General features: G+C 71.3%; 19 protein-coding genes and 1 pseudogene. 12 read left to right on the forward strand and 8 right to left on the reverse strand.

Annotated features, from left to right (window positions below):
• Nucleotides 1–6: 6 nt before the first annotated feature.
• Complete coding sequence (locus tag IF188_RS12160; protein ID WP_191172069.1) at nt 7–843, reverse strand: aldo/keto reductase; 837 nt, start codon at nt 841–843, stop codon at nt 7–9.
• Nucleotides 840–1,334 (reverse strand): ArsR/SmtB family transcription factor, encoded by a 495-nt coding sequence (locus IF188_RS12165; protein WP_191172070.1) that lies wholly within the window; start codon nt 1,332–1,334, stop codon nt 840–842. The genes IF188_RS12160 and IF188_RS12165 overlap by 4 nt, the downstream gene beginning before the upstream one ends.
• 116 nt (nt 1,335–1,450) lie before the next feature.
• Between IF188_RS12165 and hrpA the strand changes: the two genes are divergently transcribed.
• Nucleotides 1,451–5,386 carry an ATP-dependent RNA helicase HrpA gene (hrpA, locus tag IF188_RS12170; protein ID WP_191172071.1) on the forward strand — a complete coding sequence of 1,312 codons (3,936 nt, stop codon included), beginning with the start codon at nt 1,451–1,453 and terminating at the stop codon, nt 5,384–5,386.
• 63 nt (nt 5,387–5,449) lie between these two features.
• Entirely contained in the window at nt 5,450–6,391 is a 942-nt protein-coding gene (locus tag IF188_RS12175; protein WP_191172072.1) for a quinone oxidoreductase family protein, read from the forward strand.
• Between the two features lie 28 nt (nt 6,392–6,419).
• On the opposite strand, the gene IF188_RS12180 is transcribed toward IF188_RS12175, so the two are convergent.
• Nucleotides 6,420–7,274, reverse strand: a complete 855-nt coding sequence (locus IF188_RS12180; protein WP_191172073.1) for a sulfurtransferase — start codon at nt 7,272–7,274, stop codon at nt 6,420–6,422.
• 137 nt (nt 7,275–7,411) lie between these two features.
• Between IF188_RS12180 and IF188_RS12185 the strand changes: the two genes are divergently transcribed.
• The 10 genes and pseudogenes from IF188_RS12185 to IF188_RS12230 all read left to right on the forward strand — a co-directional run bounded on the left by IF188_RS12185 (nt 7,412) and on the right by IF188_RS12230 (nt 19,002).
• Complete coding sequence (locus IF188_RS12185) at nt 7,412–8,791, forward strand: O-acetylhomoserine aminocarboxypropyltransferase/cysteine synthase family protein (protein WP_191172074.1); 1,380 nt, start codon at nt 7,412–7,414, stop codon at nt 8,789–8,791.
• 40 nt (nt 8,792–8,831) lie between these two features.
• Nucleotides 8,832–9,824, forward strand: a complete 993-nt coding sequence (locus IF188_RS12190; RefSeq protein WP_191172075.1) for a Gfo/Idh/MocA family protein — start codon at nt 8,832–8,834, stop codon at nt 9,822–9,824.
• Between the two features lies 1 nt (nt 9,825).
• Complete coding sequence (locus tag IF188_RS12195) at nt 9,826–10,704, forward strand: NYN domain-containing protein (RefSeq protein ID WP_191172076.1); 879 nt, start codon at nt 9,826–9,828, stop codon at nt 10,702–10,704.
• A 62-nt stretch (nt 10,705–10,766) separates the two neighbouring features.
• Complete coding sequence (locus IF188_RS12200; RefSeq protein WP_191172077.1) at nt 10,767–12,017, forward strand: ROK family transcriptional regulator; 1,251 nt, start codon at nt 10,767–10,769, stop codon at nt 12,015–12,017.
• Nucleotides 12,018–12,026: 9 nt separating this feature from the next.
• Complete coding sequence (locus IF188_RS12205; protein ID WP_191172078.1) at nt 12,027–13,148, forward strand: sugar ABC transporter substrate-binding protein; 1,122 nt, start codon at nt 12,027–12,029, stop codon at nt 13,146–13,148.
• Between the two features lie 10 nt (nt 13,149–13,158).
• Nucleotides 13,159–13,920, forward strand: a pseudogene (locus tag IF188_RS12210) (ATP-binding cassette domain-containing protein); the annotation flags it as partial.
• A 302-nt stretch (nt 13,921–14,222) separates the two neighbouring features.
• A complete protein-coding gene (locus IF188_RS12215) occupies nt 14,223–15,419 on the forward strand; it encodes a sugar ABC transporter permease (protein ID WP_224751820.1) in 1,197 nt (398 codons plus the stop codon).
• Nucleotides 15,420–15,715: 296 nt separating this feature from the next.
• The gene (locus IF188_RS12220) at nt 15,716–16,798 is read left to right on the forward strand and encodes a sugar ABC transporter substrate-binding protein (protein ID WP_191172081.1); all 1,083 of its coding nucleotides are present in this window, start codon (nt 15,716–15,718) and stop codon (nt 16,796–16,798) included.
• A 93-nt stretch (nt 16,799–16,891) separates the two neighbouring features.
• Nucleotides 16,892–17,734 carry an ATP-binding cassette domain-containing protein gene (locus tag IF188_RS12225; protein WP_191172082.1) on the forward strand — a complete coding sequence of 281 codons (843 nt, stop codon included), beginning with the start codon at nt 16,892–16,894 and terminating at the stop codon, nt 17,732–17,734.
• The gene (locus tag IF188_RS12230; RefSeq protein ID WP_191172083.1) at nt 17,731–19,002 is read left to right on the forward strand and encodes a sugar ABC transporter permease; all 1,272 of its coding nucleotides are present in this window, start codon (nt 17,731–17,733) and stop codon (nt 19,000–19,002) included. The genes IF188_RS12225 and IF188_RS12230 overlap by 4 nt, the downstream gene beginning before the upstream one ends.
• Nucleotides 19,003–19,070: 68 nt before the next feature.
• On the opposite strand, the gene IF188_RS12235 is transcribed toward IF188_RS12230, so the two are convergent.
• From IF188_RS12235 to IF188_RS12255, 5 genes are all read right to left on the reverse strand, one after another.
• Nucleotides 19,071–19,766: an NAD-dependent deacylase gene (locus tag IF188_RS12235; RefSeq protein WP_191172084.1), complete on the reverse strand. Its 696-nt coding sequence runs from the start codon at nt 19,764–19,766 to the stop codon at nt 19,071–19,073.
• Between the two features lie 85 nt (nt 19,767–19,851).
• Complete coding sequence (locus IF188_RS12240; RefSeq protein ID WP_191172085.1) at nt 19,852–22,146, reverse strand: HYR domain-containing protein; 2,295 nt, start codon at nt 22,144–22,146, stop codon at nt 19,852–19,854.
• A 149-nt stretch (nt 22,147–22,295) separates the two neighbouring features.
• A complete protein-coding gene (locus IF188_RS12245) occupies nt 22,296–23,837 on the reverse strand; it encodes an ATP-dependent DNA ligase (RefSeq protein ID WP_191172086.1) in 1,542 nt (513 codons plus the stop codon).
• A 31-nt stretch (nt 23,838–23,868) separates the two neighbouring features.
• Nucleotides 23,869–24,636, reverse strand: coding sequence for an LLM class flavin-dependent oxidoreductase (locus IF188_RS12250; RefSeq protein WP_191172087.1), 768 nt, complete (start codon nt 24,634–24,636; stop codon nt 23,869–23,871).
• Nucleotides 24,633–25,502 carry an LLM class flavin-dependent oxidoreductase gene (locus IF188_RS12255; RefSeq protein ID WP_191172088.1) on the reverse strand — a complete coding sequence of 290 codons (870 nt, stop codon included), beginning with the start codon at nt 25,500–25,502 and terminating at the stop codon, nt 24,633–24,635. Before IF188_RS12255 ends, IF188_RS12250 begins: the two co-directional genes overlap by 4 nt.
• Between the last annotated feature and the right edge of the window lie 6 nt (nt 25,503–25,508).

A 25,508-nucleotide genomic window follows, 5' to 3' on the forward strand; every position in this document is an offset into this window, starting at 1 on the left:
ACGCGGTCAGTTGACCTCGTCGGGGTGCGCGCTCACGCGGCCCGAGCCATCACCCGGGTCCATCGCGTCGATCGCGGCGATCTCGTCGGCGGTGAGCTCGAAGTCGAACACATCGAGGTTCTCTTCGAGGCGCTCGCGACGCACGGACTTCGGGAAGACGATGAAGCCCTTCTGCAGGTGCCAGCGCAGGACGGCCTGAGCGGGCGTCTTGCCGTGCGCGGCGGCGGCCGCGGCGACGGGCTCGGCGCCGAACAGGTCGTACTTGCCCTGTCCGAGGGGGCCCCACGACTCGATCTTCACGTCGTGGGCGGCCGCCCAGTCGGTGATGTCGCGCTGCTGGTAGGCGGGGTGCAGCTCGATCTGGTTCACCGCGGGGACGACGCCGGTCGCCGAGACGATCTTCTCCAGGTGCGGCACGAGGTGGTTCGACACGCCGATGCTGCGGGTCAGGCCCTTGCCGCGCAGCTCGATGAGCTTCTCCCATGCGTGCAGGTAGTTGTCGTGGGCGGGGGTCGGCCAGTGCACGAGGTACAGGTCGAGCTGCTCGAGGCGGAGCTTGTCGAGACTCTCGGCGATGGCGGCGTCCGGCTCGTCGCCGTCGTGACGGTCGTTCCAGAGCTTGGTGGTGATGAACAGCTCGTCGCGGGCGAGGCCGCTGGCGGCGATCGCCGCACCCACGCCCTCTTCGTTGCCGTAGATCGCGGCGGTGTCGATGTGCCGGTAGCCGACCTCGAGGGCTTCGCTCACGGCACGCTCCGTGTCGGCCGGCGGCACCCGGAACACGCCGTAGCCGAGCTGCGGGATCTTGTTGCCGTCGTTCAGGGTCACGCTGGGGACTGTCATGCCTCCAGCCTACGGCGGCCCCCGTGGTCCGGATCCAGCAGGTCCGCGACGGCGTCGTAGCCGAGGTCGATCGGCATGCGCCAGGGCGGAATGTCGTCCGGCGACGGGTGGATGTCGAAGGTCGTCTGAGTGCCCCGCAACCCGGGCCGTCGCGTTCGCCCGGGACCCTTGAAAGGCACTCCCACGAGCGCCCGAAGCGGATCGCGCTTCTGCCGTTCGTCCGCATCCCACCCGATGGCGCTGTCGACCTTCGCGCGGAGATCTGCCACGGCGTGCTCGAGCGCCTCGAACCCCGTCTTGTCGAGCCGGTACCATCGCCAGTTCTCCTCGGCGCGGACATCGACGCAGCCCGCATCGCGCAGCAGCCGCAGGTGCTTCGAGCCGGCGGTGCGACTGATGCGGAACTCGTAGCCGACGACGTCAGCGAGCTGGCCTGACGTGTGCTCACCGCCCAGGAAGTTCCACCACGCCGAGTGAACAGGAAGTTCCACCGTGCCGTGCGAACAGGAAGTTCCACCACGCCTTGTGAACGGGAAGTTCAACGCCGAAAAGCGTGGTGCGCCGGTTCGCTGCTGGCCTCGTGCGAGACGGGATACGATCGAAGGCTATGTCTGCGCCCGCACCTGTCATCTCGTACCCGCCGGAGCTTCCGGTCAGCGCCGCGCGCGACGAGATCGCCCGCGCGATCACCGAACACCAGGTCGTCATCGTCGCCGGCGCCACGGGTTCGGGCAAGACGACGCAGCTGCCCAAGATCGCGCTCGAGCTCGGCCGCACGCGCATCGCGCACACCCAGCCCCGCCGCCTGGCCGCCCGCACGATCGCCGAGCGCGTCGCCGAAGAGCTGCGGGTGCCACTGGGCACGACCGTCGGCTACAAGGTGCGCTTCACCGACAAGGTGTCGGCCGACACGAGCATCGCGCTCATGACCGACGGCATCCTGCTCAACGAGATCCACCGCGACCGGCTGCTGCGCCGCTACGACACGATCATCGTCGACGAGGCGCACGAGCGGTCGCTCAACGTGGACTTCCTCCTGGGATATCTGCGCCGCATCCTCACGAAGCGGCCGGACCTCAAGGTCATCATCACGAGCGCCACGATCGACCCCGAGAGCTTCGCGAAGCACTTCGCCGAGCCCGACGGGACCCCCGCGCCCATCATCGAGGTCTCCGGTCGCACGTATCCCGTCGAGATCCGCTACCGCGCGCCGGAGAAGCCCGCGAAGGGCGATGACGAGTCCGACGACGTCGACGGCATCACGTCGGCCCTGCGCGAGCTCGACCGCGAGCCCGCCGGCGACGTGCTGGTGTTCCTGCCCGGCGAGGCCGAGATCCGGGATGCCGCCGACGCCGTCCGCGGTCTGTACACGAAGGATGCCGCCCCCACCGAGGTGCTGCCGCTGTACGGGCGGCTCTCGGCCGCCGAGCAACACCGCGTCTTCGAGCCGTCGCAGGTCGCCGGCGTGCGTCGCCGCGTCATCCTGGCGACGAACGTCGCCGAGACGAGCCTCACCGTGCCCGGCATCCGCTACGTGGTCGACACCGGCACCGCGCGCATCTCGCGCTACAGCAACCGCAGCAAGGTGCAGCGCCTGCCGATCGAGCCGGTCTCGCAGGCGTCGGCCCAGCAGCGCTCGGGGCGCGCCGGCCGCACGAGCCCGGGCGTGGCGATCCGCCTGTACGCCGAGGACGACTTCACCGCGCGTCCCGAGTTCACCGAACCCGAGATCCTGCGCACGAGCCTCGCCTCGGTGATCCTGCAGATGCTGTCGCTCGGCTTCGGCGACATCACGTCGTTCCCGTTCCTCACCCCTCCGGACTCGCGGGGCGTCAAGGCCGCGTTCGACCTGCTCGTCGAGCTCGGAGCCGTGAAGCCGGCACGCGACCACCACACGCTCACCGACCTCGGCCGCGAGATCTCGCGCCTGCCGATCGACCCGCGGTTCGCGCGCATGCTGATCGAGGCGAAGCGCACGGGCGTGCTGCGCGACGTCCTGGCCATCGTCGCGGGACTGTCGATCCAGGACGTCCGCGAGCGACCCGAGGAACGGCGCGAGGAGGCCGACCGGTTCCACGCGCGGTTCACCGATCCGACCAGCGACTTCCTGAGCCTGCTGAACCTGTGGAACCACCTGCAGGAGAAGCAGGCCGAACTCGGCTCCAGCGCGTTCCGCCGCCTGTGCCGCGCCGAGCACCTCAACTACGTGCGCGTGCGGGAGTGGGCCGACGTGCACCGCCAGCTGAGCGCGCTGGTCGGTGCGCCGCGGCACTCGTCGCGCACGGTCGCGGAGGGCTCCACCGCCGATCCCGACGACGTGCACAAGGCGATCCTCGCGGGCCTGCTGTCGCAGCTCGGAGTGCTCGACCAGCGCTCCGCCGCGCGCACTGCGACCCGCGGCGCCGTCGACCGCGGCGGCGACAAGCGCCGCACCCCGCCCGCGGAGTACCTCGGCTCCCGGGGAACGCGCTTCGCGATCTTCCCGGGCTCGGGTCTGCGAAAGCAGCGTCCGCAGGCGGTGATGGCCGCGGAGGTCGTCGAGACGAGCCGCCTGTTCGCCCGCACCGTCGCCGCGATCGACCCGGAGTGGGCCGAGCCGCTGGCCGGCGATCTCGTGAAGCGCTCGCTGAGCGAGCCGCACTGGTCCAAAGCGTCCGGGGCAGCATCCGCCTACGAGAAGGTGACTCTTTTCGGCGTCGAGATCGTGCCCAGACGCCGCGTGCAGCTGGCCCGCTTCGACCGGCCGTACGCGCGCGAGCTGTTCGTGCGCCATGCGCTGGTCGAGGGCGACTGGGACTTGTCGCACCTCGACAAGCGCCTCACCGCGTTCGAACGCCGCAACCTCGAGCTGCGCCGGCGCCTCGAGAAGATCGAGGAGCGCGAACGCCGCCGCGACATCCTCGTCGGCGACGAGGCGGTGTTCCGGTTCTACGACGCGAGACTCCCGCAGGACGTCTTCGACGCGCGCTCGTTCGAGTCGTGGTGGAAGGATGCCGCCACCCGCACGCCGCGGCTGCTCGACATGACCGAGGCAGACCTCGTCGACGAGGCCTCGCGGGGCGACGAACGGGACTTCCCCGCCCGCTGGCAGCAGGGCGATCAGGTGCTCTCGCTCGCCTACCGGTTCGAGCCGGGCGCGCCCGACGACGGCGTGACCGCGGTGGTGCCGCTCGCCCTGCTCGCGCAGCTGCGGCCCGACGGCTTCGACTGGCAGGTTCCGGGCATGCGCGACGAGCTCATCACGGCGCTGCTGCGGGCGCTGCCGAAGGCCATCCGTCGGCACGTCGTGCCCGCGGCGGACTGGGCGGCGACCTTCGCTGCGGACCTCGCCGGCCTGGGGCCGGAGTCGCACGACGGGCTTCCTCCCACGCCGCTGCGAGATGCCCTCGCCGCGCGCATCCAGCGGGTCGCCAACCAGCCGGTGACCGCGGCCGACTTCGAGATGGAGCGGGTCTCCGGGCACCTGCAGATCTCGTTCCGTGCGGTCGACGAGCGCGGCCGCGCCGTCGGCTCCGACCGCGACCTCTCGGCGCTGCAGTCCCGGCTGTCGGATCGGGCGCGAGCGTCGGTGTCGCGCTCGCTCAACGCGCCGCCCCGCGTCGCACGCGGCCCGGCAGCCCCCGCAAAGCCCGCCCCTGGCGCCGCGCCGTCCGGCCCGGCGTTCGCCGAGCGCACGGGACTCACCGAGTGGACCTTCGGCGACCTGCCCGATGTCGTCGACACCCGCGTGGCCGGCGGCGTCGTGCGCGGCTACCCCGCGATCGTCGACGAGGGCGCCTCGGTCGCTCTGCGCATCGAGGCGACGCCCGAAGCCGCCGCGCGTGCGACGCGCGCCGGGGTCCGACGCCTCGTGCTGCTGGCCGTGCCCTCACCCACCGCCTACGTGCTCGACCACCTGACGTCGCCCGAGAAGCTCGCGCTGGCGGCATCCCCGTATCCGTCGGCCAAGGCGCTCGTCGAGGACTGCCGGGTCGCGGTCGCGGATGCCGTCATCGCGCGCGTCTCGCCCGCTGCCGCGCAACCGGGCGTCGTGCGGACGCAGGCGGGATTCGAGACCGCGCGCGACGCGCTGTCGGCAGTGATCGTCGACGAGCTGTTCCAGACGGTGTCGCTCACCGCCCGCATCCTCACCGCCGCACGCGACGTCGAACGCCGCATGCGCGACGCGAACTCGCTCACGCTGCTGGGCGCGCTCGGCGACGTCAAGGCGCAGCTGGCGGGGCTCGTGTTCCCCGGCTTCGTCTCGCGCACCGGGACCGCACGGCTGGCGCAGCTTCCCCGCTACCTGCGCGGCGCGCTGGAGCGGGTCACGGCGCTCGCCGACAACCCGGGGCGCGACCGGCAGCGCATGACCGAGTTCGAGCGGGCGAGCGCGCTGTACACCGAAGCCGGCGGCACCATCCCGCCGACTTCGGACGCGCCGCCGTCGATCGTGCACACGCGGTGGCTGCTCGAGGAGTATCGGGTGAGCCTGTTCGCGCAGGCGCTCGGCACGGCCGAGCCGGTGTCGCTGCAGCGGATCGGCAAGGCGCTGCGCGAATAGCCCGCACGCGACACGGAGCGTCACACGGGAATGACCCACGAACCGGAAGGGATTCACGACGATATGACCAGAGCGATCGCGTACACCGAATTCGGGGGCCCTGAGGTCCTGCACGAGATCACGGCGCCCGGCGCCGTGGCCCGAGAGGGCGAGCTCCTGATCCGCGTCGAGGCCGCGGGTGTGAACCCCATCGACGCCAAGCTGCGCGCAGGGCTGCGGCCGTCAGCGGCGATCGTCGAGCCCCGGCGGGTCGGTGCGGACGGCGCCGGCGTCGTGTCCGCCGTCGGCGAGGGCGTCGACGGGTTCCGCGTGGGCGACTCCGTGGTGTTCGGCGGGGCGCATGGCGCCTATGCCGACGAGGTCGTGGTGCGCGCCGCACACGTGCACGCGCGTCCCGCGAACGTCAGCGCCGCCGAAGGAGCCGCGCTCGGCATCCCGGTCGGCACGGCGTACCAGACCGTGCGCTCGCTCGCCGTCGGCGCCGGCGACACGCTCCTGGTCCACGGCGGGTCCGGCGCGGTCGGTCAGGCCATCGTCCAGTTCGCGGTGCTCTGGGGCGCCACGGTCGTCGCGACCGCGTCGCCCGCACGGTTCGACAGGCTCCGTGAGCTCGGCGCGGTCCCGGTCGCCTACGGCGACGGCCTCGCCGACCGCGTGCGCGAGGCGGCTCCCCAGGGTGTGACCGTCGCGATCGACGCGGCAGGCAGCGACGAAGCCCTCGACACGTCGCTCGAGCTCGTGGCCGACCGCGAACGCATCGCCACGATCGTGCGGGGGGCGGATGCCGGCGGCCTGGGGATCCGCGCGTTCTCGGGCGGTTCGCCCGAACCGCTCACCGCGCAGCAGCAGACCTGGCGGGCCGAAGCGGTGCCGGTGGTGCTCGCACTGCTGGCGGCAGGGGCCTTCTCGGTCGAGCTCGGCCCGGAGTTCCCGCTGGCCGAGGCTGCCGCTGCGCACCGCGCGCTCGCCGAAGGCGCGAACGGCAAGATCACGCTCGTCCCCTGAGACGGCGGGCGACGGCAGGTCGGCGGGCTCAGACGGTGCCGGTGACCTCGGCGGGGAAGGCACCGGTGGCGACCGGCCGGCCGGGCGTGTTCGACCACTGGCTCCACGAGCCCGGGTAGAGCGCCAGCCCCAGGCCGGCGAGCTCCGCGGCGAACACCGCCTGCGCCGCGGTGACGCCCGAACCGCAGTAGGCCGCTGCGTCGGCACCTCGGACGACGCCCACCGAGGCGAACAGGTCTGCGAGGGCCGCGGCATCCCGGAATCGCTCGCCATCCATGTAGGCGTTCGTCGGGAGGTTCACGGCGCCAGGGATGTGTCCGGCGACGGGGTCGATGGGTTCGACCTCGCCGCGATACCGCTCAGCGGCGCGCACGTCGACGAGCACCCCGTTCGCCGGCAGGGCCGCCGCATCGTCGATCGAGAGCACGGGCTCGGCGATCTCGCGCACCACCGCGTCGCCGGGCTCTGGCGTCACGGTGCCGGTCTCCACCGCGAATCCCGCCTCGATCCATCCGCGCAGACCACCGTCGAGCAGGCGCACATCGGCGATGCCCGCGCGGGTCAGCAGCCACCAGGCACGTGAGGCGCCGAGAGCGCGCGCGTCGTCGTACACGACCACCGTGTCGCCCGCGCGGAGTCCCCAACGGCGGACGGCCGCCTGAAGGTCGGCGAAGGCGGGAAGCGGATGCCGCCCCTCGTCCGGCCGGCCATGACGCGACAGCTCGGACTCCAGGTCGACGTAGACGGCGCCAGGCACGTGGCCGGCCTCGTGGTCGTCGCGCCCTTCGGGCTTGTCGAGTCGATAGCGGACATCGAGCACGCGCACCGGGGCCTCGGCACGAAGCAGGGAGCGGAGGTCTGCGGGGGTGATGAGCTGCGCCACCCCACCATTGTCCGCCAGCGCTCCCGACCTCTCCTCCACGTGCGCGCGTACCCCGTCCACGGCGGCGCCGGCCCGGGCGCGCAACAGTACGACACACGGAGAGGACGCATCCAGGCGCGGGCCCGACAATGGTTCCCATGCCTGAAGAGACTCGTCACGCCGCCACCCGCTCCTTCGCGACGGCGCAGGTGCAGGCCGGATTCGTGTCGGGCCTCGCCGAGAACACCGCGGTGCCCTCGATCCACCAGTCGAACGGCTTCGAGTTCGCCTCGCTCAGCGAGGCGCGCGACCTGTTCGCCCTCCGCAAGGACGGCAACATCTACAGCCGCGCCGCCAACCCCACGGTGCTCGTGTTCGAACGACGCGTCGCCGAGCTCGAGGGCGGCATCGGCGCGGCGGGCGTGGCGTCGGGCCAGGCGGCCGTCGCGGTGGCGCTGCTCGCGCTCGCCAAGCAGGGCGAGCACATCGTCGCGGCGCGCCAGCTGTACGGCGGCACCGTCGACCTGCTGCAGGACACGTTCGCCGATTGGGGCATCGAGGTCACCTTCGTCGACCAGGACGACCTCGCCGCATGGCAGGCGGCTGTCCGCCCCACCACCCGCGCCCTGTTCGCGGAATCCATCTCGAACCCCATCGCGCAGGTGCTCGACCTCGGAGCCGTCGCCGCCGTCGCCAAGAGCGCGGGCGTGCCGCTCGTGATCGACAACACCGTCGCGACGCCGTACCTGCAGCGCGCAAAGGACTTCGGCGCCGACATCGTCGTGCACTCCGCGACGAAGTTCCTCGGCGGCCACGGCACGTCGCTGGGCGGTGTCGTCGTCGACCTCGGCACCTTCGACTTCACGGCCGAGCCCGAGCGCTGGCCGCAGCTGACGCAGACCTACGCGCGCGTGCCCGACGGCAGCCTCGTCGAGCGCTTCGGCGAGACCGGCTCGCCCTACATCGCCCTCGTCAAGACCAAGTACGTCCACGACCTCGGGCCGTCGCTGTCGGCGTTCAACGCCTTCCAGCTGCTGCAGGGGCTGGAGACGCTCGACCTGCGCATGGAGCGCCACACTGCGACCGCGCTCACGGTCGCGCAGTTCCTCGAGCAGCACCCCGCCGTCGCCCACGTGCACCACCCCGGTCTGGAGTCCAGCCCGTGGCGGGCGAACGCCGCGACGTACCTGCCGGACGGCGCGAGCTCGGTCTTCGCGTTCGACGTGAACGCCACGGGTGACGCCGAGGCCGACTTCCGCCTGGTCGAAGACCTCATCTCGCGGCTGCAGGTGGTCCGCCTCGTGGCCAACATCGGCGATGCGCGCAGCCTCGTGGCCCACCCGGCATCGATGACGCACAGCCACATGTCGCCGGCGCAGCTCGCCGAGGCGTACATCTCGCCGACCACGGTGCGCTTGTCGATCGGCCTGGAAGACCCCCGCGACATCGTCGACGACCTGCGACGCGCGCTCGACGGCGTCGCCGCGGCGACCACGATCGACACGGGTCGGCAGCTCGCCGAGATCAACGCCCCGTAGAACCGCCCGCGAGCAGGGACGGGCCGCTAGCCTCGGTCTCATGACTTCTCAGGCATCCCTCCGCTGGGGCATCCTCGGCCCCGGCGGCATCGCCCGCGCCTTCACGAGCGACCTGCGCACGGCGGGGCTCGACGTGGCGGCGGTGGGCTCGCGCCGTCTCGAATCCGCCCAGGCGTTCGCAGCCGAGTACGACATCCCGCGCGCGCACGGCTCCTACGAGGACCTCGTCGCCGATCCGGAGGTCGACATCGTCTACGTCGCCACGCCGCATCCGATGCATGCCGCGAACGCGCTCCTCGCCCTCGAAGCCGGCAAGCACGTCCTCGTCGAGAAGCCGTTCACGCTGAACGCCGCCGAGGCCGCGGCCGTGCGGGACGCGGCCGCGGAGCGCGGACTGCTCGCGATGGAGGCGATGTGGACGCGGTACCTGCCGCACATGTTGCGCATCCGAGAGATCGTCGCTTCGGGAGTGCTCGGCGAGATCCGCGCGGTCACCGCCGACCACACGCAGCGCGTCACGAGCGATCCGGCCCACCGGCTGAACGCGATGGAGCTCGGCGGCGGGGCCCTGCTCGACCTCGGCATCTATCCGATCTCGTTCGCGTGGGACATCCTGGGCGAGCCGCTCACGGTCGTCGCCTCGGCGCGGCTCGGCGAGACGGGCGCCGACACCGAGATCGCCACGATCATGGCGCATGCCAACGGCGCCCTGTCGACCACCCTGACCTCGTCGCGCTCGGCAGGCCCCAACGCCGCCTCGATCGTCGGCACCGATGCCCGCATCGACATCGACCGCGTCTGGTACACCCCGACGTCGTTCCGCGTCGTCACGCCCGACGGCAGCGTGCTCGAGGAGTACCGCTCCGAGATCGAGGGCCGCGGCATGCAGTACCAGGCGCTCGCGGCCGAGCGCATCGTCGCGGCCGGTGCCACGGACTCCGATGAGCTCCCGATCGACGAGACCGTCGCGATCATGGCGACGCTCGACGAGATCCGTGAGCTCGTCGGCGTGCGGTATCCCGGAGAGGACTGACATGCCCGATCTGCAGGGTGCCCGCGTCGCCGTCTACCTCGACTTCGACAACATCGTGATGTCGTGGTACGACCGCGTCCACGGCAAGAACTCGTACTCGCGCGACCGCCAGAAGATCGCCGCCGATCCCACCGACCCCGCGATCGCCGAGCGCCTGGCGACCGCCACGATCGACGTCGGCGCGATCATCGACTACGCGACCTCCTTCGGCACGCTCGTGCTCACGCGGGCGTATGCGGACTGGTCCTCTCCCGTGAATGCCGAGTACCGGTCGCAGCTCGTGGCCCGCGCCGTCGACCTCGTGCAGCTGTTCCCCGCGGCGGCGTACGCGAAGAACGGGGCCGACATCCGCCTCGCTGTCGACGCGGTCGAAGACATGTTCCGCCTGCCCGATCTCACGCACGTCGTGATCGTCGCCGGCGACTCGGACTACGTCCCGCTCGCCCAGCGCTGCAAGCGTCTCGGCCGCTTCGTCGTGGGCGTCGGGGTCGCCGGCTCCACGGCCAAGTCGCTCGCCGCCGCGTGCGACCAGTTCGATTCGTACGACGCGCTCCCCGGCGTCGCCGCCCCGCCGACGGGGAAGAAGGATGCCGCCCCCACCGGCTCCTCGAAGGGCGGGCGCCGCGCGAAGAAGGCGTCGGCCGACCCCGTCGAGAGCCTGCTCGAGCGCGCGCTGCGGCTGGAGAGCGACAAAGAGGGCGTGGAGTGGCAGCACGCCTCGGCGGTCAAGAGCCTCATCAAGCGGCTGGACCCGTCGTTCAGTGAGAAGGGTCTCGGGCACAAGAGCTTCTCGGAGTTCGTGAAGGCGCACCCCGACGTCGCGGAGGTCGACGAGTCGGGCAACATCGTCCTCATCCGGCTGGCGCCGTCCCGACGGTGACGCAGGTCACGGTTCGCCGCCGATCGGGCCGCAGAAACACGCCCTCGGGTACAGTGTGACCCGTGGCACGCCGTAACGCCCCGCCGGGCTCGCAGACCTCGCTGCGCGAGGCCAATCGCGCGCGCGTCGTCGAGTCTCTGAAGCGCCACGGCCGTCTCACCCAGATCGAGCTCGCCGGAAGCACGGGGCTGTCGCCGGCGACGGTGTCGAACATCGTCAAAGAGCTCACGGCCTCCGGCCTGCTGCACACGTCGTTCACCACGAGCAGCGGGCGCCGAGCGACCCTCGTGTCACTCGCCCGGCGGCTCGGTCTCGTCGCCGGGGTGCACTACAGCTCGCGCCACCTGCACATCGCGATCGCCGACACCGCGCGCACGATCGTCACGCAGTCGTCGCTGCCACTCCCGCTCGACCACCGTCACGACTCCGAGCTCGACCGTCTCGCGCTGCTGCTCGGCGACATGATGGAGTCGATCGGCGGATCGCTCTCGGATCTGCTGGCGGTCGGCCTCGCCCTTCCGGCTCCCATCGACCCGCGCACCGGCCGCGTGTCGACGCCCGGCCTGCTGCGCGGCTGGGAGGGCGTCGATGTCGCCGAGTCGCTGTCGATCCGCATCGGCCGGCCGGTCTACGTCGACAGCGAGGCCAACCTCGGCGGCCTCGCCGAAGCGCGCGAGGGGAACGGCCGGGCTGCGGCATCCACCGTCTTCATCCGCGTCGGCCACACGATCAGCGCGGGACTCGTCGTCGACGGCGACCTCTTCCGGGGCGTCAACGGCAAGGCCGGGCAGATCGGGCACGTGACCCTCGACGAGAACGGGCCGATCTGCCGCTGCAGCAACCGCGGATGCCTCGAGACCTACGCGGGCGGGCCGGCGCTGCTGTCGCTGTTCCCCCCGAGTGAGGGCATGCACCGGCTGGGTGACCTGCTGCAGGCGGCCGAGGCGGGCGACGGCAGCGCCCGTCGCGTGATCGCCGATGCCGGACGTCACATCGGCATCGCCGCGGCGAGCCTGTGCAACCTGTTCGACCCGGAGCTGATCGTCGTCGGCGGAGAGCTCGGTCAGGCGGGCGAGATCCTGATGGCCCCGATGCGTCACTCGCTGGAGCGCACCGCCCTGCCCTCGGGCGACGGGCTGCCCGAGATCGTCGGCGCCTCGTTCGGCGAATGGGCCGAGACCCGCGGCGCCATCGCGATCGCCCTCGACCACGTGACGGTGCTGGACGCCGGTGCCGGGCTCGATGCCGGTGCCGGCCCCGACGGGCTGTCGGGCACCGGCCCGGGTGCGTCCTCTCTGCCGATCACGGCTTAGGCTCTTGCGATGCCCTTCACGCGACTGCTCAGGCCGCGACGGCGCCCGACGCCCTCGCACGGTGGCCTGTCGCGCGCTGTGGCGGCATCCACTCTGCTCGTCGGGGTGGCGATGCTCGCCGCGTGCACCGCGACACCCGCGCCGAAGGGCACGCCCGACGACTCCACGATCGCGCTGCTGCTGCCCGACGCCAAGACCGCACGCTACGAGACCTTCGACCGGCCGCTGTTCGAAGAGCGCGTCGGCGAACTCGGCGACTACAAGGTGCTGTACGCGAACGCCGACCAGGACGCGGCGAAGCAGCAGCAGCAGGCCGAGTCGGCACTCACCGCCGGCGCCGGGGTGCTGGTGCTCGATCCCGTGGACGCCAACGCGGCGGTCAGCATCGTGACCTCGGCGAACTCCCGCGGCGTGCCGGTGATCTCGTACGACCGCCTCATCGCGGGCGGCGACCTCGCCTACTACGTGTCGTTCGACAACGAGAAGGTCGGCGTGCTGCAGGCCGCCGCGTTCGTCGAGGGCATGCGCGACAGCACCGACGAAGCTGCCGAGGGCAGCGGCATCCTGATGGTCAACGGCTCGCCCACCGACAGCAACGCGGCCCTCTTCAAAGAGGGCGCGCACAGCATCATCGACGACAGCGGGCTGCACGTCCTGGCCGAGTACGACACGCCCGGCTGGAACCCCGAGAAGGCGCAGGAGTGGGTGTCGGGGCAGATCGCGCAGCACCGCGGGCAGATCGCCGGCGTGTACGCCGCCAACGACGCCACCGCGGGCGGGGCGGTCGCGGCGCTGCGGGTCGCGAACGTCGACCCGTGGCCGATCGTCACGGGTCAGGACGCCGAGCTCTCGGCGATCCAGCGGCTGTTGACCGGCGACCAGTACATGACGGTGTACAAGGCGATCAAGCCGCAGGCGCGGCTCGCCGCCGAGGTCGCGGTCAAGCTGCTGCACGGCGAGACGGTGACCGCGCCGCTGCAGATCCAGGGCACGCCGTCGACGCTGCTCGACCCCGTCGCCGTCACCGTCGACAACATCATGCAGACCGTCGTCGCCGACGGATTCTGGACCGTGGACGACATCTGCACACCGGCGTATGCGGATGCGTGCGCAGCCGCGGGCATCGAGTAGGGTCGCGAGGATGTCGATGACGCACCCCCGGACCGGACGACCACGCGAGCGCGTGCTCACGATGCACGGCATCGGCAAGCGCTTCGGCGCCGTCCGAGCGCTCACCGACGTGGACTTCTGGGTCAACGAGGGCGAGGTCGTCGCGCTCGTCGGCGACAACGGCGCGGGCAAGTCCACGCTCGTCAAGGTGCTCGCCGGGGTGCATCCGCCGGATGCCGGCACGATCGAGTTCGACGGCGAGCCCGTCGAGATCGACTCCCCCGCCGACGCGCAGGACCTCGGGATCGAGACGATCTTCCAGGACCTCGCCCTGTGCGACAACCTCGACGTCGTGGCCAACCTGTGGTTGGGCCGCGAGCTGCGCGACGGCGCGACGCTCGACGAGGTCGACATGGAGCAGCGCACGTGGACGCTGCTGCGCGAGCTCTCGGCGAAGATCCCCTCGGTGCGGGTGCCCGTCGCCTCGCTGTCGGGCGGACAGCGCCAGACCGTGGCGATCGCCCGGTCGCTCATCGGCGAGCCGCGCGTCGTGATCCTCGACGAGCCGACGGCGGCGCTCGGCGTCGCGCAGACGGCCGAGGTGCTGAACCTCATCGAGCGGCTTCGCGAGCGCGGGCACGGCGTCATCCTCATCAGCCACAACATGGCCGACGTGCTCGCGGTCGCCGATCGCGTCGTCGTGCTGCGCCTGGGCCGCAACAACGGCGTGTACAACGTGGCCGACGTCACCAGCGAGACGCTCATCGCCGCCATCACGGGTGCGGTCGACCATTCGGGCGCACGGTGGACGGCGTCCGGCGCGACGCCTCCAGCGGCCGCGGCCCCCGGGGCGCCGGCGACGCCCGCCCGGCCCGGCCGTGTCCGTCCTCCCGGCCCGGCGGTCGCCGACCCGGCGGCCGCAGACCCGGCGGCCGCAGACCCGGCGGCCGCTGACGAGGCGCCGCTCGACGAGGACACCGGAGGCACCGTCATCCGGATGCCGAGCACCGGCTCCCGTCGGCGCCCCAGAGAGGACGGTCGCCGGTGAGCGCGCGCGGCGACGAGCGGCTCGTCGACCAGATCCCGGACGAGCGGCTGCTCAGCGGCAGCAGCATCCGCGGACTGCTCGAGGGCTTTGTGGCGCGCATCCGCGGCGGCGACCTCGGCGCGCTGCCGGTCGTCCTCGGCATCGTCGTCATCTGGACGGTCTTCGAGGCGCTCAACCCGGCGTTCCTCTCCAGCGAGAACCTCGTCAACCTCACGATGCAGTGTGCCGCGATCGGCACCATCGCCCTGGGCGTGGTGGTCGTGCTGCTCGTCGGTGAGATCGACCTGTCGGTCGGATCGGTGTCGGGGCTCGCGGCCGCGGTGCTCGCGGTCACCTTCGTGCAGCTGCAGTGGAACCTCGTGCTCTCGCTCGTCGCCGCCCTGGCGATCGGGTGCCTGGTCGGGCTCCTCTACGGCTATCTGTTCACCCGATTCGGGCTGCCGAGCTTCGTCATCACGCTGGCCGGGCTGCTCGGGTTCCTCGGGCTGCAGCTGTGGGTGCTCGGCAGGACGGGGTCGATCGCGATCCCGTTCGACTCCTGGATCGTGCAGTTCGCGCAGCAGCTGTTCCTGCCGCCCTGGGCGGCGTACGCCCTCGCCGTGGTCTCCGTCGGCGTGTACGCGTGGTCCCGTGTGCGACACGCCCAGCGGCGGGCGGCAGCCAACCTCGTGAGCCAGGGCTACGCGTCGATCGCGGTGCGCAGCGGCCTGCTGCTGCTGTTCGTGGTGGCGGCGATCTGGTATCTCTCGCTGGACCGTGGGGTCGGCGTGATGTTCCTGTTCTTCCTGGCTCTCGTGGTCGTCATGAACTTCCTGCTCACGCGCACGCGGTGGGGGCGCTCCGTCTACGCCGTCGGCGGCTCCGTCGAGGCGGCCCGCCGTGCGGGCATCCGTGTCGATCGCATCTACCTCTCGGTGTTCGCCCTGTGCTCGACGCTCGCGGCGGTGGGCGGCATCCTGGCGGCCGCGCGGCTCGCCTCGGCCAATCAGAGCTCGGGCACCGGCGACGTAAACCTCAACGCGATCGCCGCGGCCGTGATCGGCGGCACGAGCCTGTTCGGCGGTCGCGGATCGGCCTTCTCGGCCCTCGTCGGCATCGTCGTGATCCAGTCCATCTCGTCGGGTCTGACGCTGCTCAACCTCGACTCGTCGGTGCAGTTCATGGTCACCGGCGTGGTGCTCGTGCTCGCCGTCATCGTCGACTCGCTGTCACGCCGCACCCGCGCGGCGACCGGACGCGCCTGAATCGTGCGACCCGCCGCTGCCTTCACTTGACGAACACGGGCGGTGGCGGCATCCATCGACGCTCTCTTTGCGCTGCGCAGAAATGACTGCTTGGATGCCGCACGCTGTGCAATCTGCACGGTAAGCGCTCTCTGCGCAATCTCGCGCCCGGCGACATCGCTCCGTATCCCTGTGCGTTGCCAAAGCGTTACGTTCAAGACTTGACGACAAGAATCGTCATCGTCAATGATCGCTTCAGCGATGAACACAGGGACGCTCCTGGATCACCCGCTCGCTTCAATGACGAAAGGCAAAAGATGAAGAAGTCTTCACTCCTGGCCGTCGCCGCCCTCACGGGTGTCGCGGCCATGGCGCTCGCCGGCTGTTCCAGCAGCAGCAACTCCGGCGACGACAACGGCAGCACCGACGCCGGTGCCGACACCGCAGGTCGCGCGTGTGTCATCCTGCCTGACGCGGCTTCGTCGCCGCGCTGGGAGAACTTCGACCACAAGTACCTCGAGGAGGGCCTGAAGGACGCCGGCTTCGACGCCGACATCCAGAACGCTCAGGGCGACGTCAACAAGTACTCGACGATCGCCGACCAGCAGCTCACCAAGGGCTGCGGCGTCATGCTCCTCGTCGACTACCAGGGCGCGGCCGAGGCCGTCGCCGAGAAGGCGAAGGCCGAGGGCATCCCCGTGATCGCCTACGACCGCCCCTTCACCGGCGCCGACTACTACGTCTCGTTCGACAACGTGAAGGTCGGAGAGATGGAGGGCCAGACGGTCCTCGACGGCCTCAAGACCGCCGGCAAGGACCCGGCGACCGCCGTCGTCGTGTACATGGGCGGCGACCCGACCGACGGCAACGCCGCCATGTTCCACGACGGCGCCGTGTCGGTCATGGAGGCCGCGGGCATCAAGCCGGCCGCCGAGCCGACCGGTGTGTGGGACCAGGCCAAGTCGCAGACCAACTTCGAGCAGGCGCTCACCTCGCTCGGCGGCAAGGTCGACGGCGTGTGGGTCGCCAACGACACCAACGCGGCCGGCGTCATCAAGGTCCTGCAGGACAACAACCTGACCGGCGTGGCCGTGTCGGGTCAGGACGCGAACGTCGCGGGCCTGCAGAACATCCTGCTCGGCTGGCAGACCGCCACGGTGTACAAGCCGGTCAAGGACGAGGCGACCGCCGCGGTCGAGACCGCCGTGTCGCTGCTGAACGGTGACAAGCCCTCCACGAGCGCCAAGCTCGACGACGGCACGCCGTACATCCAGGTCACCCCGCAGCTCGTCGGACCCGACCAGGTCAAGGACGTCGTCGCCGCCGGCGACGCGTCGTACGACGACGTCTGCACCGCCGACGTCATGGCGGCGTGCGACCAGTACGGGGTCACCAAGTAAGGTCCCGTCCGCACAGCGAGGGTGTCGCGTCGACAGGCGCGGCGCCCTCGCATGCACCGTGAACCCGGACCCGAACCCCGCAAGGAAGCGAGCATGTCAGACACCATTTCCCCGCCCATCGTCCATGCCTCCGTCGGCAGCGACGCGGAGCCGATCATCCAGCTGGTCGGCATCAAGAAGTCCTTCGGCCCGGTGAGCGTCCTCAAGGGCGTCGACCTCGTCGTGCGCCCCGGCAAGGTGACCGCCCTCGTCGGCGACAACGGCGCCGGCAAGTCCACGCTCATCAAGGGCCTCGCGGGCGTCCAGCCCTACGACGAGGGCGAAGTCCTCATCGACGGGCAGCACCGCGACCTGCACGCCCCGCGCGATGCCGCGGGTCTCGGCATCGAGGTCGTCTACCAGGACCTCGCACTGTGCGACAACCTCGACATCGTGCAGAACATGTTCCTCGGTCGCGAGGAGCTCTCGTTCGGCACCTTCGACGAGGGCCGCATGGAGAAAGAGGCGTCCGACACGCTCCGCTCGCTGTCGGTGCGCACGGTCAAGTCCGTCCGCCAGAAGGTCTCGAGCCTGTCGGGAGGTCAGCGCCAGACGGTCGCGATCGCCCGCGCCGTGCTCAAGAAGGCCCGCGTGGTCATCCTCGACGAGCCGACCGCCGCCCTGGGCGTCGCCCAGACCGAGCAGGTGCTCAACCTCGTGAAGCGGCTCTCCGAGCAGGGCGTCGCCGTCGTGCTCATCAGCCACAACCTCGCCGACGTGTTCGCCGTCGCCGACGACATCGCGGTCCTCTACCTCGGGCAGATGGTCGCGCAGATCCCGACCGCCGAGACCACCCGCGACGACATCGTCGGCTACATCACGGGCACGAAGTCGCCGCAGAGCGGCGTCGGCATCATCGACACGTCCACGATTCGCACCGAAGGAGGCGCGGAATGACCAGCAGCGTGACCCGGACTGAGGCCTCGCCCGATCCCGTCGCCGGCGACCTCATCGGCAGCGGCGTGGAGGGCGGCCTCTCGGACCAGCTCTCGGCATGGTGGCAGCGCGTGCGCGGCGGCGACATGGGGGCGCTCCCCGCGGTCGGCGGCCTTGTCGTGCTCGGCATCCTGTTCTCGATCCTGAGCCCCTACTTCCTCACCGAGCGCAACTTCGCGAACCTCATGAACCAGGCGGCGACGCTCGTGGTGCTGGGCATCGCTCTCGTCTTCGTCCTCCTGCTCGGCGAGATCGACCTGTCAGCGGGTGTAACCGGCGGTGTCGGCATGGCCCTGTTCGTGGTGCTGAACGCACAGTTCCACGTGCCGTGGCCGCTCGCGCTGCTCATCGGCTTCGGCTTCGGCTTCGCGACCGGCGCCCTGATCGGCTTCTTCGTGGCACGGGTGGGCATCCCCTCGTTCGTCGTCACGCTGGGTCTGTTCCTCGGGTTCCAGGGCCTGGCCCTCGTCGTCATCGGCTCGGGCGGCCAGTTCCGTCTCGAAGTGCCCGAGCTGATCGCGCTGCAGAACGGCAACCTGCCGGTCTGGGGCGGCTGGGTGATGCTGGTCATCATGCTGCTGATCTCCGGCGGCACCGCGTTCTGGGACCGCGCGCGCCGCAGGCGCGCCGGAGTGCCGAACCGTGCGCTGTCGCTGGTGTTCATCAAGCTCGCGGCGATCGCGGTCGGCGGAGGGGTGGTCGTCTACTTCCTCAACGAGAACCGTGGCCAGGGTCTCGTCGAGGTCGCCGGGGTGCCGATCGTGGTTCCCATCGTGCTGACCCTGCTGTGGCTGGGCACGTTCCTGCTCGACCGCACCAAGTTCGGCCGCTACCTCTACGCGATCGGCGGCAACGCCGAGGCCGCGCGCCGCTCGGGCGTCAAGGTCCGCTGGATCAAGTGGTGGGCGTTCGTGATCTGCTCGGCGCTCGCGGTGTTCTCAGGTCTGCTCAGCGTCGCCCGCGTCGGCGCCGTCGACGCCACCGTCGGACGCGACATCGTGCTGTCGGGTGTCGCGGCGGCCGTGGTCGGCGGCGTCAGCCTCTTCGGCGGGCGCGGTCGCCTGGTCCACGCAGCCATCGGCGCACTGGTGATCGCGACGATCACCAATGGGCTCGGCCTGCTCAACCTGCCCGCCGGCATCAACCTGCTGGTGACCGGTGGCGTGCTGATCCTCGCGGCGACCGTCGATGCGCTGTCGCGGGTGAGGTCCGGCGGCATGCGCATGTGACGCGCGGCTCGTGATCGAGGGCGCCGGGTGGATGCTTCCACCCGGCGCCCTCGGTCTGCCGGGGTCGTTCACGCCCGCGCCGCGAGCACCTCATCCACCCACGCCGGGACGAGCTCCCCCGCCCGCCCCGCACGCGCGTCATCGAATGGCACAGCCGGATCAGTCGGCTCGAGGTTGAGCTCCACGGTCCGCGCTCCGAATGCGGCGGCCAGCGCGATGTAGCCCGCCGCGGGGTAGACCTCACCCGAGGTCCCGATCGATACGAACACCTCGCACGCGACCACCGCCTGCTCGATGCGATCGAGGTCGTACGGCATCTCGCCGAACCACACGACATCGGGTCGCAGCATCCGTTCTCCGCACCCGGGGCACGCGGGCCGGTCGATCAGGTCGGCGTCCCATGCCGGCCTCGCCCCGCACGCCGGACACCGGGCACGGCGCAGCTCTCCGTGCATGTGAACGAGATTTCGGGTGCCCGCGCGTTCGTGCAGGTCGTCGACGTTCTGCGTCACGACGAGCAGATCGTCGCCGATCGCACCCTCCAGCCGCGCGAGCGCACGGTGAGCGGCGCCCGGCGCCACGCCCGCCAACGCGCGGCGCCGGGCGTCGTAGAACGCGAGCACCGTGTCGGGGTCGGCAGCGTAGCCTTCGGGCGTCGCGACGTCCTCGACGCGGTGGCCCTCCCACAGTCCGTCGGGGCCGCGGAACGTGGGTATCCCGCTCTCGGCCGAGATGCCGGCACCGGTGAGCACGACGATGCGCATGACGCCATCATGCCCGAACCGCTTCGGTGGGCAGTGCGAGAGGCATCGGGATGCCGCGTCCCGATGCCTCTCGCGTGTGCGCGGTCTACTTCAGCTTGAACAGGGCGCTGATGCTCGATCCGTCGAGCGTGGTCATCGTGACCTTGTAGCACGAACCCGGCGACTTGGGCGTCTGCCAGTTCTGGATGAACTGTCCGGCCGTCGCGTCGTAACGCAGGCTCGTGCCGCCCGTCGTCGTCAGCTCGATGTCATCGGTCGCGGTGCCGCTGCCCGGGCACGCGACGCCCTTGACCGTGAACCCCTGGACCGCGGTGACGGAGGTCAGCTCGGTCGAGCCGGCGAACGCCTCGAACTTGAGCGGCACCGTGGCGCCGCCCTTCACCGAGTTCCAGGTGCCGTTCACGTCGACAGGCTGGAAGAAGCCGCCGAGGGTCCACGCGGCGATCGTGTAGTGGCGCTGCGCGGCCGCGGCGTTGCCGTGTGCATCGACCGCAGTCGCGGTGAGCGTGTGCGCGCCGGTGGCGGGACCGCTGTCTCCGACCGCGCACGCCACAGCACCGTCGACGAGGTCGACCGCCGTGCACGAGCCGGCCGGCGGCACGCTGCCGTACACGTACGTCGCTCCGTCGACGGGTCCACCCACCCACGTGATGGTCGGCGGCTTCGTGTCGACGACGCGGACCACGAAGGCGAGCACCGCCGTGTTGCCCGCGTGATCGGCGGCAGAACAGCTCACGGCCGTCTCGCCCAGGGCGAAGGTCGACCCCGAGACCGAGTCGCACACGACCTCGACCTGGGCGTCGACGAGGTCCGTCGCGGTGGGTTCGTAGCTCGCCGGTGCGCCGAGCGGGCCGGTCGCTTCGACCTCGAGGTCCGCCTGCGGCGCGAACACCGGCGCCGTCGTGTCGACGACCGAGATGACGAAGCTCGCTTCGCCGACGTTGCCCGCCGCATCCTCGGCTGTGCACGTCACGGTCGTCGCGCCGAGTGCGAAGGTGTCGCCGGATGCCGCGTCACAGGTCACCGGAAGCGCGCCGTCGACGGTGTCGAAGGCCGTCGACGTGAAGCTCGCCGGGGCGCCGCCTGGTCCGGTGGCCTCGATCGGGTCGAGAGCCGGAACGGTGACGACCGGCGGGGTGGTGTCCACGATCCGGATCTCGAAGCGGCCCACGGCGATGGTGCCCGCCGCATCGGCGGCGCTGCACTCGACCGAGGTGACCCCGACTGCGAACACCGTGCCCGATGCGGGCACGCAGTGGACCGGCAGTGCACCGTCGACGAGATCCAGCGCGGTCGCCGTGAAGGCGACCTGCGTGCCCAGCGGCCCGTCGGCCTCGCGCTGGATGTCACCGGGAACGACGATGCTCGGGGCCGTGGTGTCCGACACCGTCACGGTGAAGCTCGTCGAGCCGGTGTTGTGCGCCGCGTCGGTGGCGGCGCAGGTGACGGTCGTGGTCCCGACGGGGAAGATCGCTCCCGACGCCGGCAGGCAGTCAGCGCTCAGTCCGTCGGACACAGCGTCGAAGACGGCCGGCGCATCCCACGTCACGAGGGTGCCTGCGCCCGTGGCCTCGATGCCGATGTCCGTGACCGGGCCGACGACTGGAGCCGTCGTGTCGACGACATGGACGAAGAACGACGCCGTCGCGGTGTGGTTCGCGGCGTCGGTGGCCGAACAGTCGACCTTCGTGTCGCCGAGCGCGAACACCGATCCCGAGGCGGGCGTGCAGCTCACCTCCGGCGCGGCGGGCGCCGTCTCGTCCGTCGCAGAGGCCACGAAGGTCACGACCGCGCCCGCGGAACCTGTCGCCTCGGCGGTGACCCCGGAGGGAACCGTCACCACCGGCGGCGTGCTGTCCAGGATGCACTTCTGCGGTGCACCCCAGCTCACGGAGACGTCTTTCGTCTGCGTGTGGTTTTGGCCATCGGACACGCGTGGACCGGTGGCTCGGAAGGTCACCGCGCCGCCACCTGCCGCAGTCTGGGCAGGCAGTGTGATGCTCGCGGCGATGTAGTCCGTTGACAGGGTGCCGTTCGTCCGCGTCTGCCAGTTGCTGAGCACGGTGATCGTGGGATCCTCGGGCAGAGCCACCGTCATGGACGCGTCCGCGGAGTCGACGGACACCGTGACCGTGCTTCCGTTCGCGAAGGTGACGTTGTCTCCCCCGTTCCGCCGCGCCGCGATGAGCACCGTGAAGGTGACGGGCTGGTCGGTGCAGGCGGCGACCTCCGCGGCCTGGCCGTCGGGCCCCAGTACGGGAGCGAGCCCGTCCCCGTCGATGACGAGCTGATCGGCGAACGCCGCAGTCGCCCCTCCTCCGATCAGCAGCAGCGCTGCGGCCGGTCCTGCGAGCACGCGAAATGGGCGCGTTCGAGCCATGGTGGTGTTCCCCTTCCCCAGCCGGCCGCAGCATCGATGCGCGGCGCGGTCTTTCCCCGAGCCGCATCGTAGCCAGCGGTCGATCGCATGCACCAGCATCGATTCGACCGACCGCGACGGCGACGCGGCGGGCACCGCGCCGAGGCGGTTCAGCCCCGCAGCAGCGCGCGCAGGGCTTGGATCGTGTCGGCCTCGTCGGGACGCTTGTCGGGGCGGTAGCCCTTGACACGGGCGAACCGCAGCGCGACCCCGCCGGGGTAGCGCGCCGAGCGCTGCACGCCGTCGATCGCGATCTCGACGACGGTGACGGGCTGCACGTGCAGGGCGTAGGCGGAACGGTGCGTCTCGATCGTGGGGAAGTGCTCGGTCTGCCAGCGCAGGGTGGCGTCGGTCAGGCCCTTGAACGTCTTGCCCACCATGACGAATCCGCCCGGTTCGCCGAACTCCCCCGTCGGATCGAGCGCGCCCAGGTGCAGATTCGACAGCATCCCGGTGCGGCGTCCCGAGCCGGGCTCGACGGCGAGCACCACGAGATCGTAGGTGAGCACGGGCTTCACTTTGAGCCAGCCCTTTCCGCGGCGCCCGGCAGCGTACGGCGCGTCGAGAGTCTTGACCATCACGCCCTCGTGCCCGGCGGCCAGCGCTTCGCGCGAGAATTCCTCAGCCACCGCCGGATCGTCGGTGATGATGCCGGGCATCCGCGCCTCACCGGCGACGCGGGCGAGCGCGTCGAGCCGCGTCGAGAGCGGCGCGTCGATGAGGTCGTCGCCGTCGAGGTGCAGGATGTCGAAGAACCACGGCCGCAGCACGGCCGCCGCTTCGGTCTCGGAGCCGAACCGCGCCATCGTGTCCTGGAAAGGGCGCGGTGCACCGTCTTCGTCGAGAGTGAGCGTCTCGCCGTCGAGGATCACGCGCTCGGCAGGGAGTTCGCGCACGGCGTCGACGATCTCGGGGACGCGGTGGGTGATCTCCGCCAGGCTGCGCGTGTAGACGTGCACCTCGTCGCCGTCGCGGTGCACCTGGATGCGGGCACCGTCGAGCTTGTACTCGATGGATGCCGCCACGCGGTCGCCGCCCGCGGCCAGCCCATCCAGGGCGTCGGCGATGCTGCCGGCTGTCGACGCGAGCATCGGCATGACGGGACGGCCGACGCGGAGTCCGACGGCGTCGAGTCCGTCGGCGGTGCCGGTGAGCGCGAGCAGTGCGGTCTCGCCCAGGTCACCCGACAGCATGGCCGCGCGCCGCACAGCGGCCGGTGTGCGGTCGGAGGCCTTCGCGACCGCATCGAGCAGGACGCCCTCGAGCGCGCCCGTGCGCAGTTCGCCGAGCATGATGCGTGCGAGCAGGTCCCACTCCCCTGCCGTGGCGCGGCGTGCGAGCCGCTCCAGCTCGGCGGAGCGCGCGGCGACCGATCCGGGTCCGTCGGTGCCGGCGAGCGCGTCGAGGGCGGCATCCACTTCATTCAGGGTGAGGGACGGGTTCTGCGCATGAGGCACGTCGAGGTTCGTGACGCTTCGCCATCCGACGCCCAGGCGACCCTGCCGCGGCGAGGCGAGCAGGAACCCGACGGCGGGTACGATCTCCGCACGGTCGAGCCTGCGCAGCACGTCGGCGAGCGCGGCGACCTTGGCCAGACGGGACGAGGTCGCGACGACGGCATCCGTGACCGTCACGAGCTCCTGCAGCAGCATGAGGGGATTCTCGCACCGGCCGCCGACACGCTCACAGAACGGCGGCAGCCGCAGCGACGAAGGACAGGTAGGCGTCGACCGTGTCGTCGGCGACGATCGCGCGCAGCACGACCTCGTCGACGGCCTCGCGATACGCCGCAATGCTGTCCGCGATGTCGTCAGGGCGCATCACCGTGTCGCCCGCGGCGATCCCCAGCCGCTCGAAGTTCGCCGCGTACGCCGGGTAGCCTGCGTAGCGGTCGGCCTCGTCATCCAGCCGCGAGATCGCTGCCGCATCCGTCGCGGCGCGGACGTACAGCGCGACGTGGCCGCCCGGCGCGAGATCGTGCGCTTCACGGGCCTGCGAGCGGGCGGCATGCGGCGTGAGCCAGCTCAGCAGCACGCCGTCGGCGGCCGTCACCGCGAGCCGCCGCATCCGGGGACCGAGGGCGCCGACGACGATGCGGGCCTGCGACTGCACCTCCAGCGCGGCTGCCGCCTCGGTCACGCGCGCGAGAGCCCCCGCCGGCCGCGTGCCCGAGCCGATGCCCAGCACGAGGCGATGCTGCGGCAGACCCAGGTGAGCGACGCGGTCGAGGATCTCATCGGTGCCGCGTCGGTCCACCGGCAGCACGCCGGTGGCGAGCACCAGGCGGTCTGTCACGCTCGCGGCTGCCGCGAGCACGCCCAGCGCGTCGGCACCCGGCGTGTCGTTGACCCACAGCCCGTGGAAGCCTGCCTGCTCGACCGCCGGCGCGAGGTGCGCGGCGACATCGGCGCCGGCAGCCGCGGCGATGCCGAGCGAGACGACCGCGCTCATGCGCCCACCACGATGCGGGCCACCTCGCCGGCTGCGGCGTAGAACTCGGCGATGTCGCCGCGCGACGCCGGAAGCAGCACGACGTCGTCTACGCCGGCGTCGAAGTAACGTCGGGCACCCGCGGCGACCTGCGCCGGGTCCCCCCACAGCGCGCGCTCGGCCGGGTCGGGCTTGTCGCCCACGTCCGCGATCGCGCGTGCCTCGGAGTCCGCGCCGAATGCCGTGACCACATAGGCGACGACGTCGTGGCCGTCGCCCCGACTGGCCTCGGCACGGGCGCCGCGGATCGCCGCGACGGCGGTCTGATACTCCGCGGCGGTGTGACCGCTGTCGAGCACCGTGCCGTCGGCGACCTCGCCGCTCAGGCGCAGCGTCTTCGGCCCCTCGGCAGCGGCGTACACCGGCGGCGGCGTGACCGGCGGGTGGTTCAGCTGCACCGCGTCGAGCGTGACGTAGCGTCCCGTCGTCGTGACCTGCTCACCGGCGACCAGCCCGCGCAGTGCGGGGACGTACTCGCGCATCAGGGTCAGCGGCGACGCCACGCGCGCACCCGCCTGCCCCATCCACTCGAGCACGCCATGGCCGACGCCCGGCAGCAGACGCCCGGGAAAAAGCCTCTCGATGCTCGCGATCTCCATCGCCGTGGCGGCGACGTTGCGCAGCGGCATGGGGGCGATGCCGATCCCGATGCGCAGCGACTCCGTCCAGGCGAGGGCGGCACCCGCCGTCGCGAACGCCGACTGCCGGAAGCAGTCCTCCCAGATCCACAGTTCCGGCAGGCGCGCCCGCTCCGCCGCGGTCACGGCGTCGTGGAACTCGTCCGGGGTGTGGGTGTACGGGTTGAAGATCGCACCGATGCGGGTCATGCTCCC

The organism is Microbacterium helvum (assembly GCF_014779795.1).
Taxonomy (GTDB): domain Bacteria; phylum Actinomycetota; class Actinomycetes; order Actinomycetales; family Microbacteriaceae; genus Microbacterium; species Microbacterium helvum.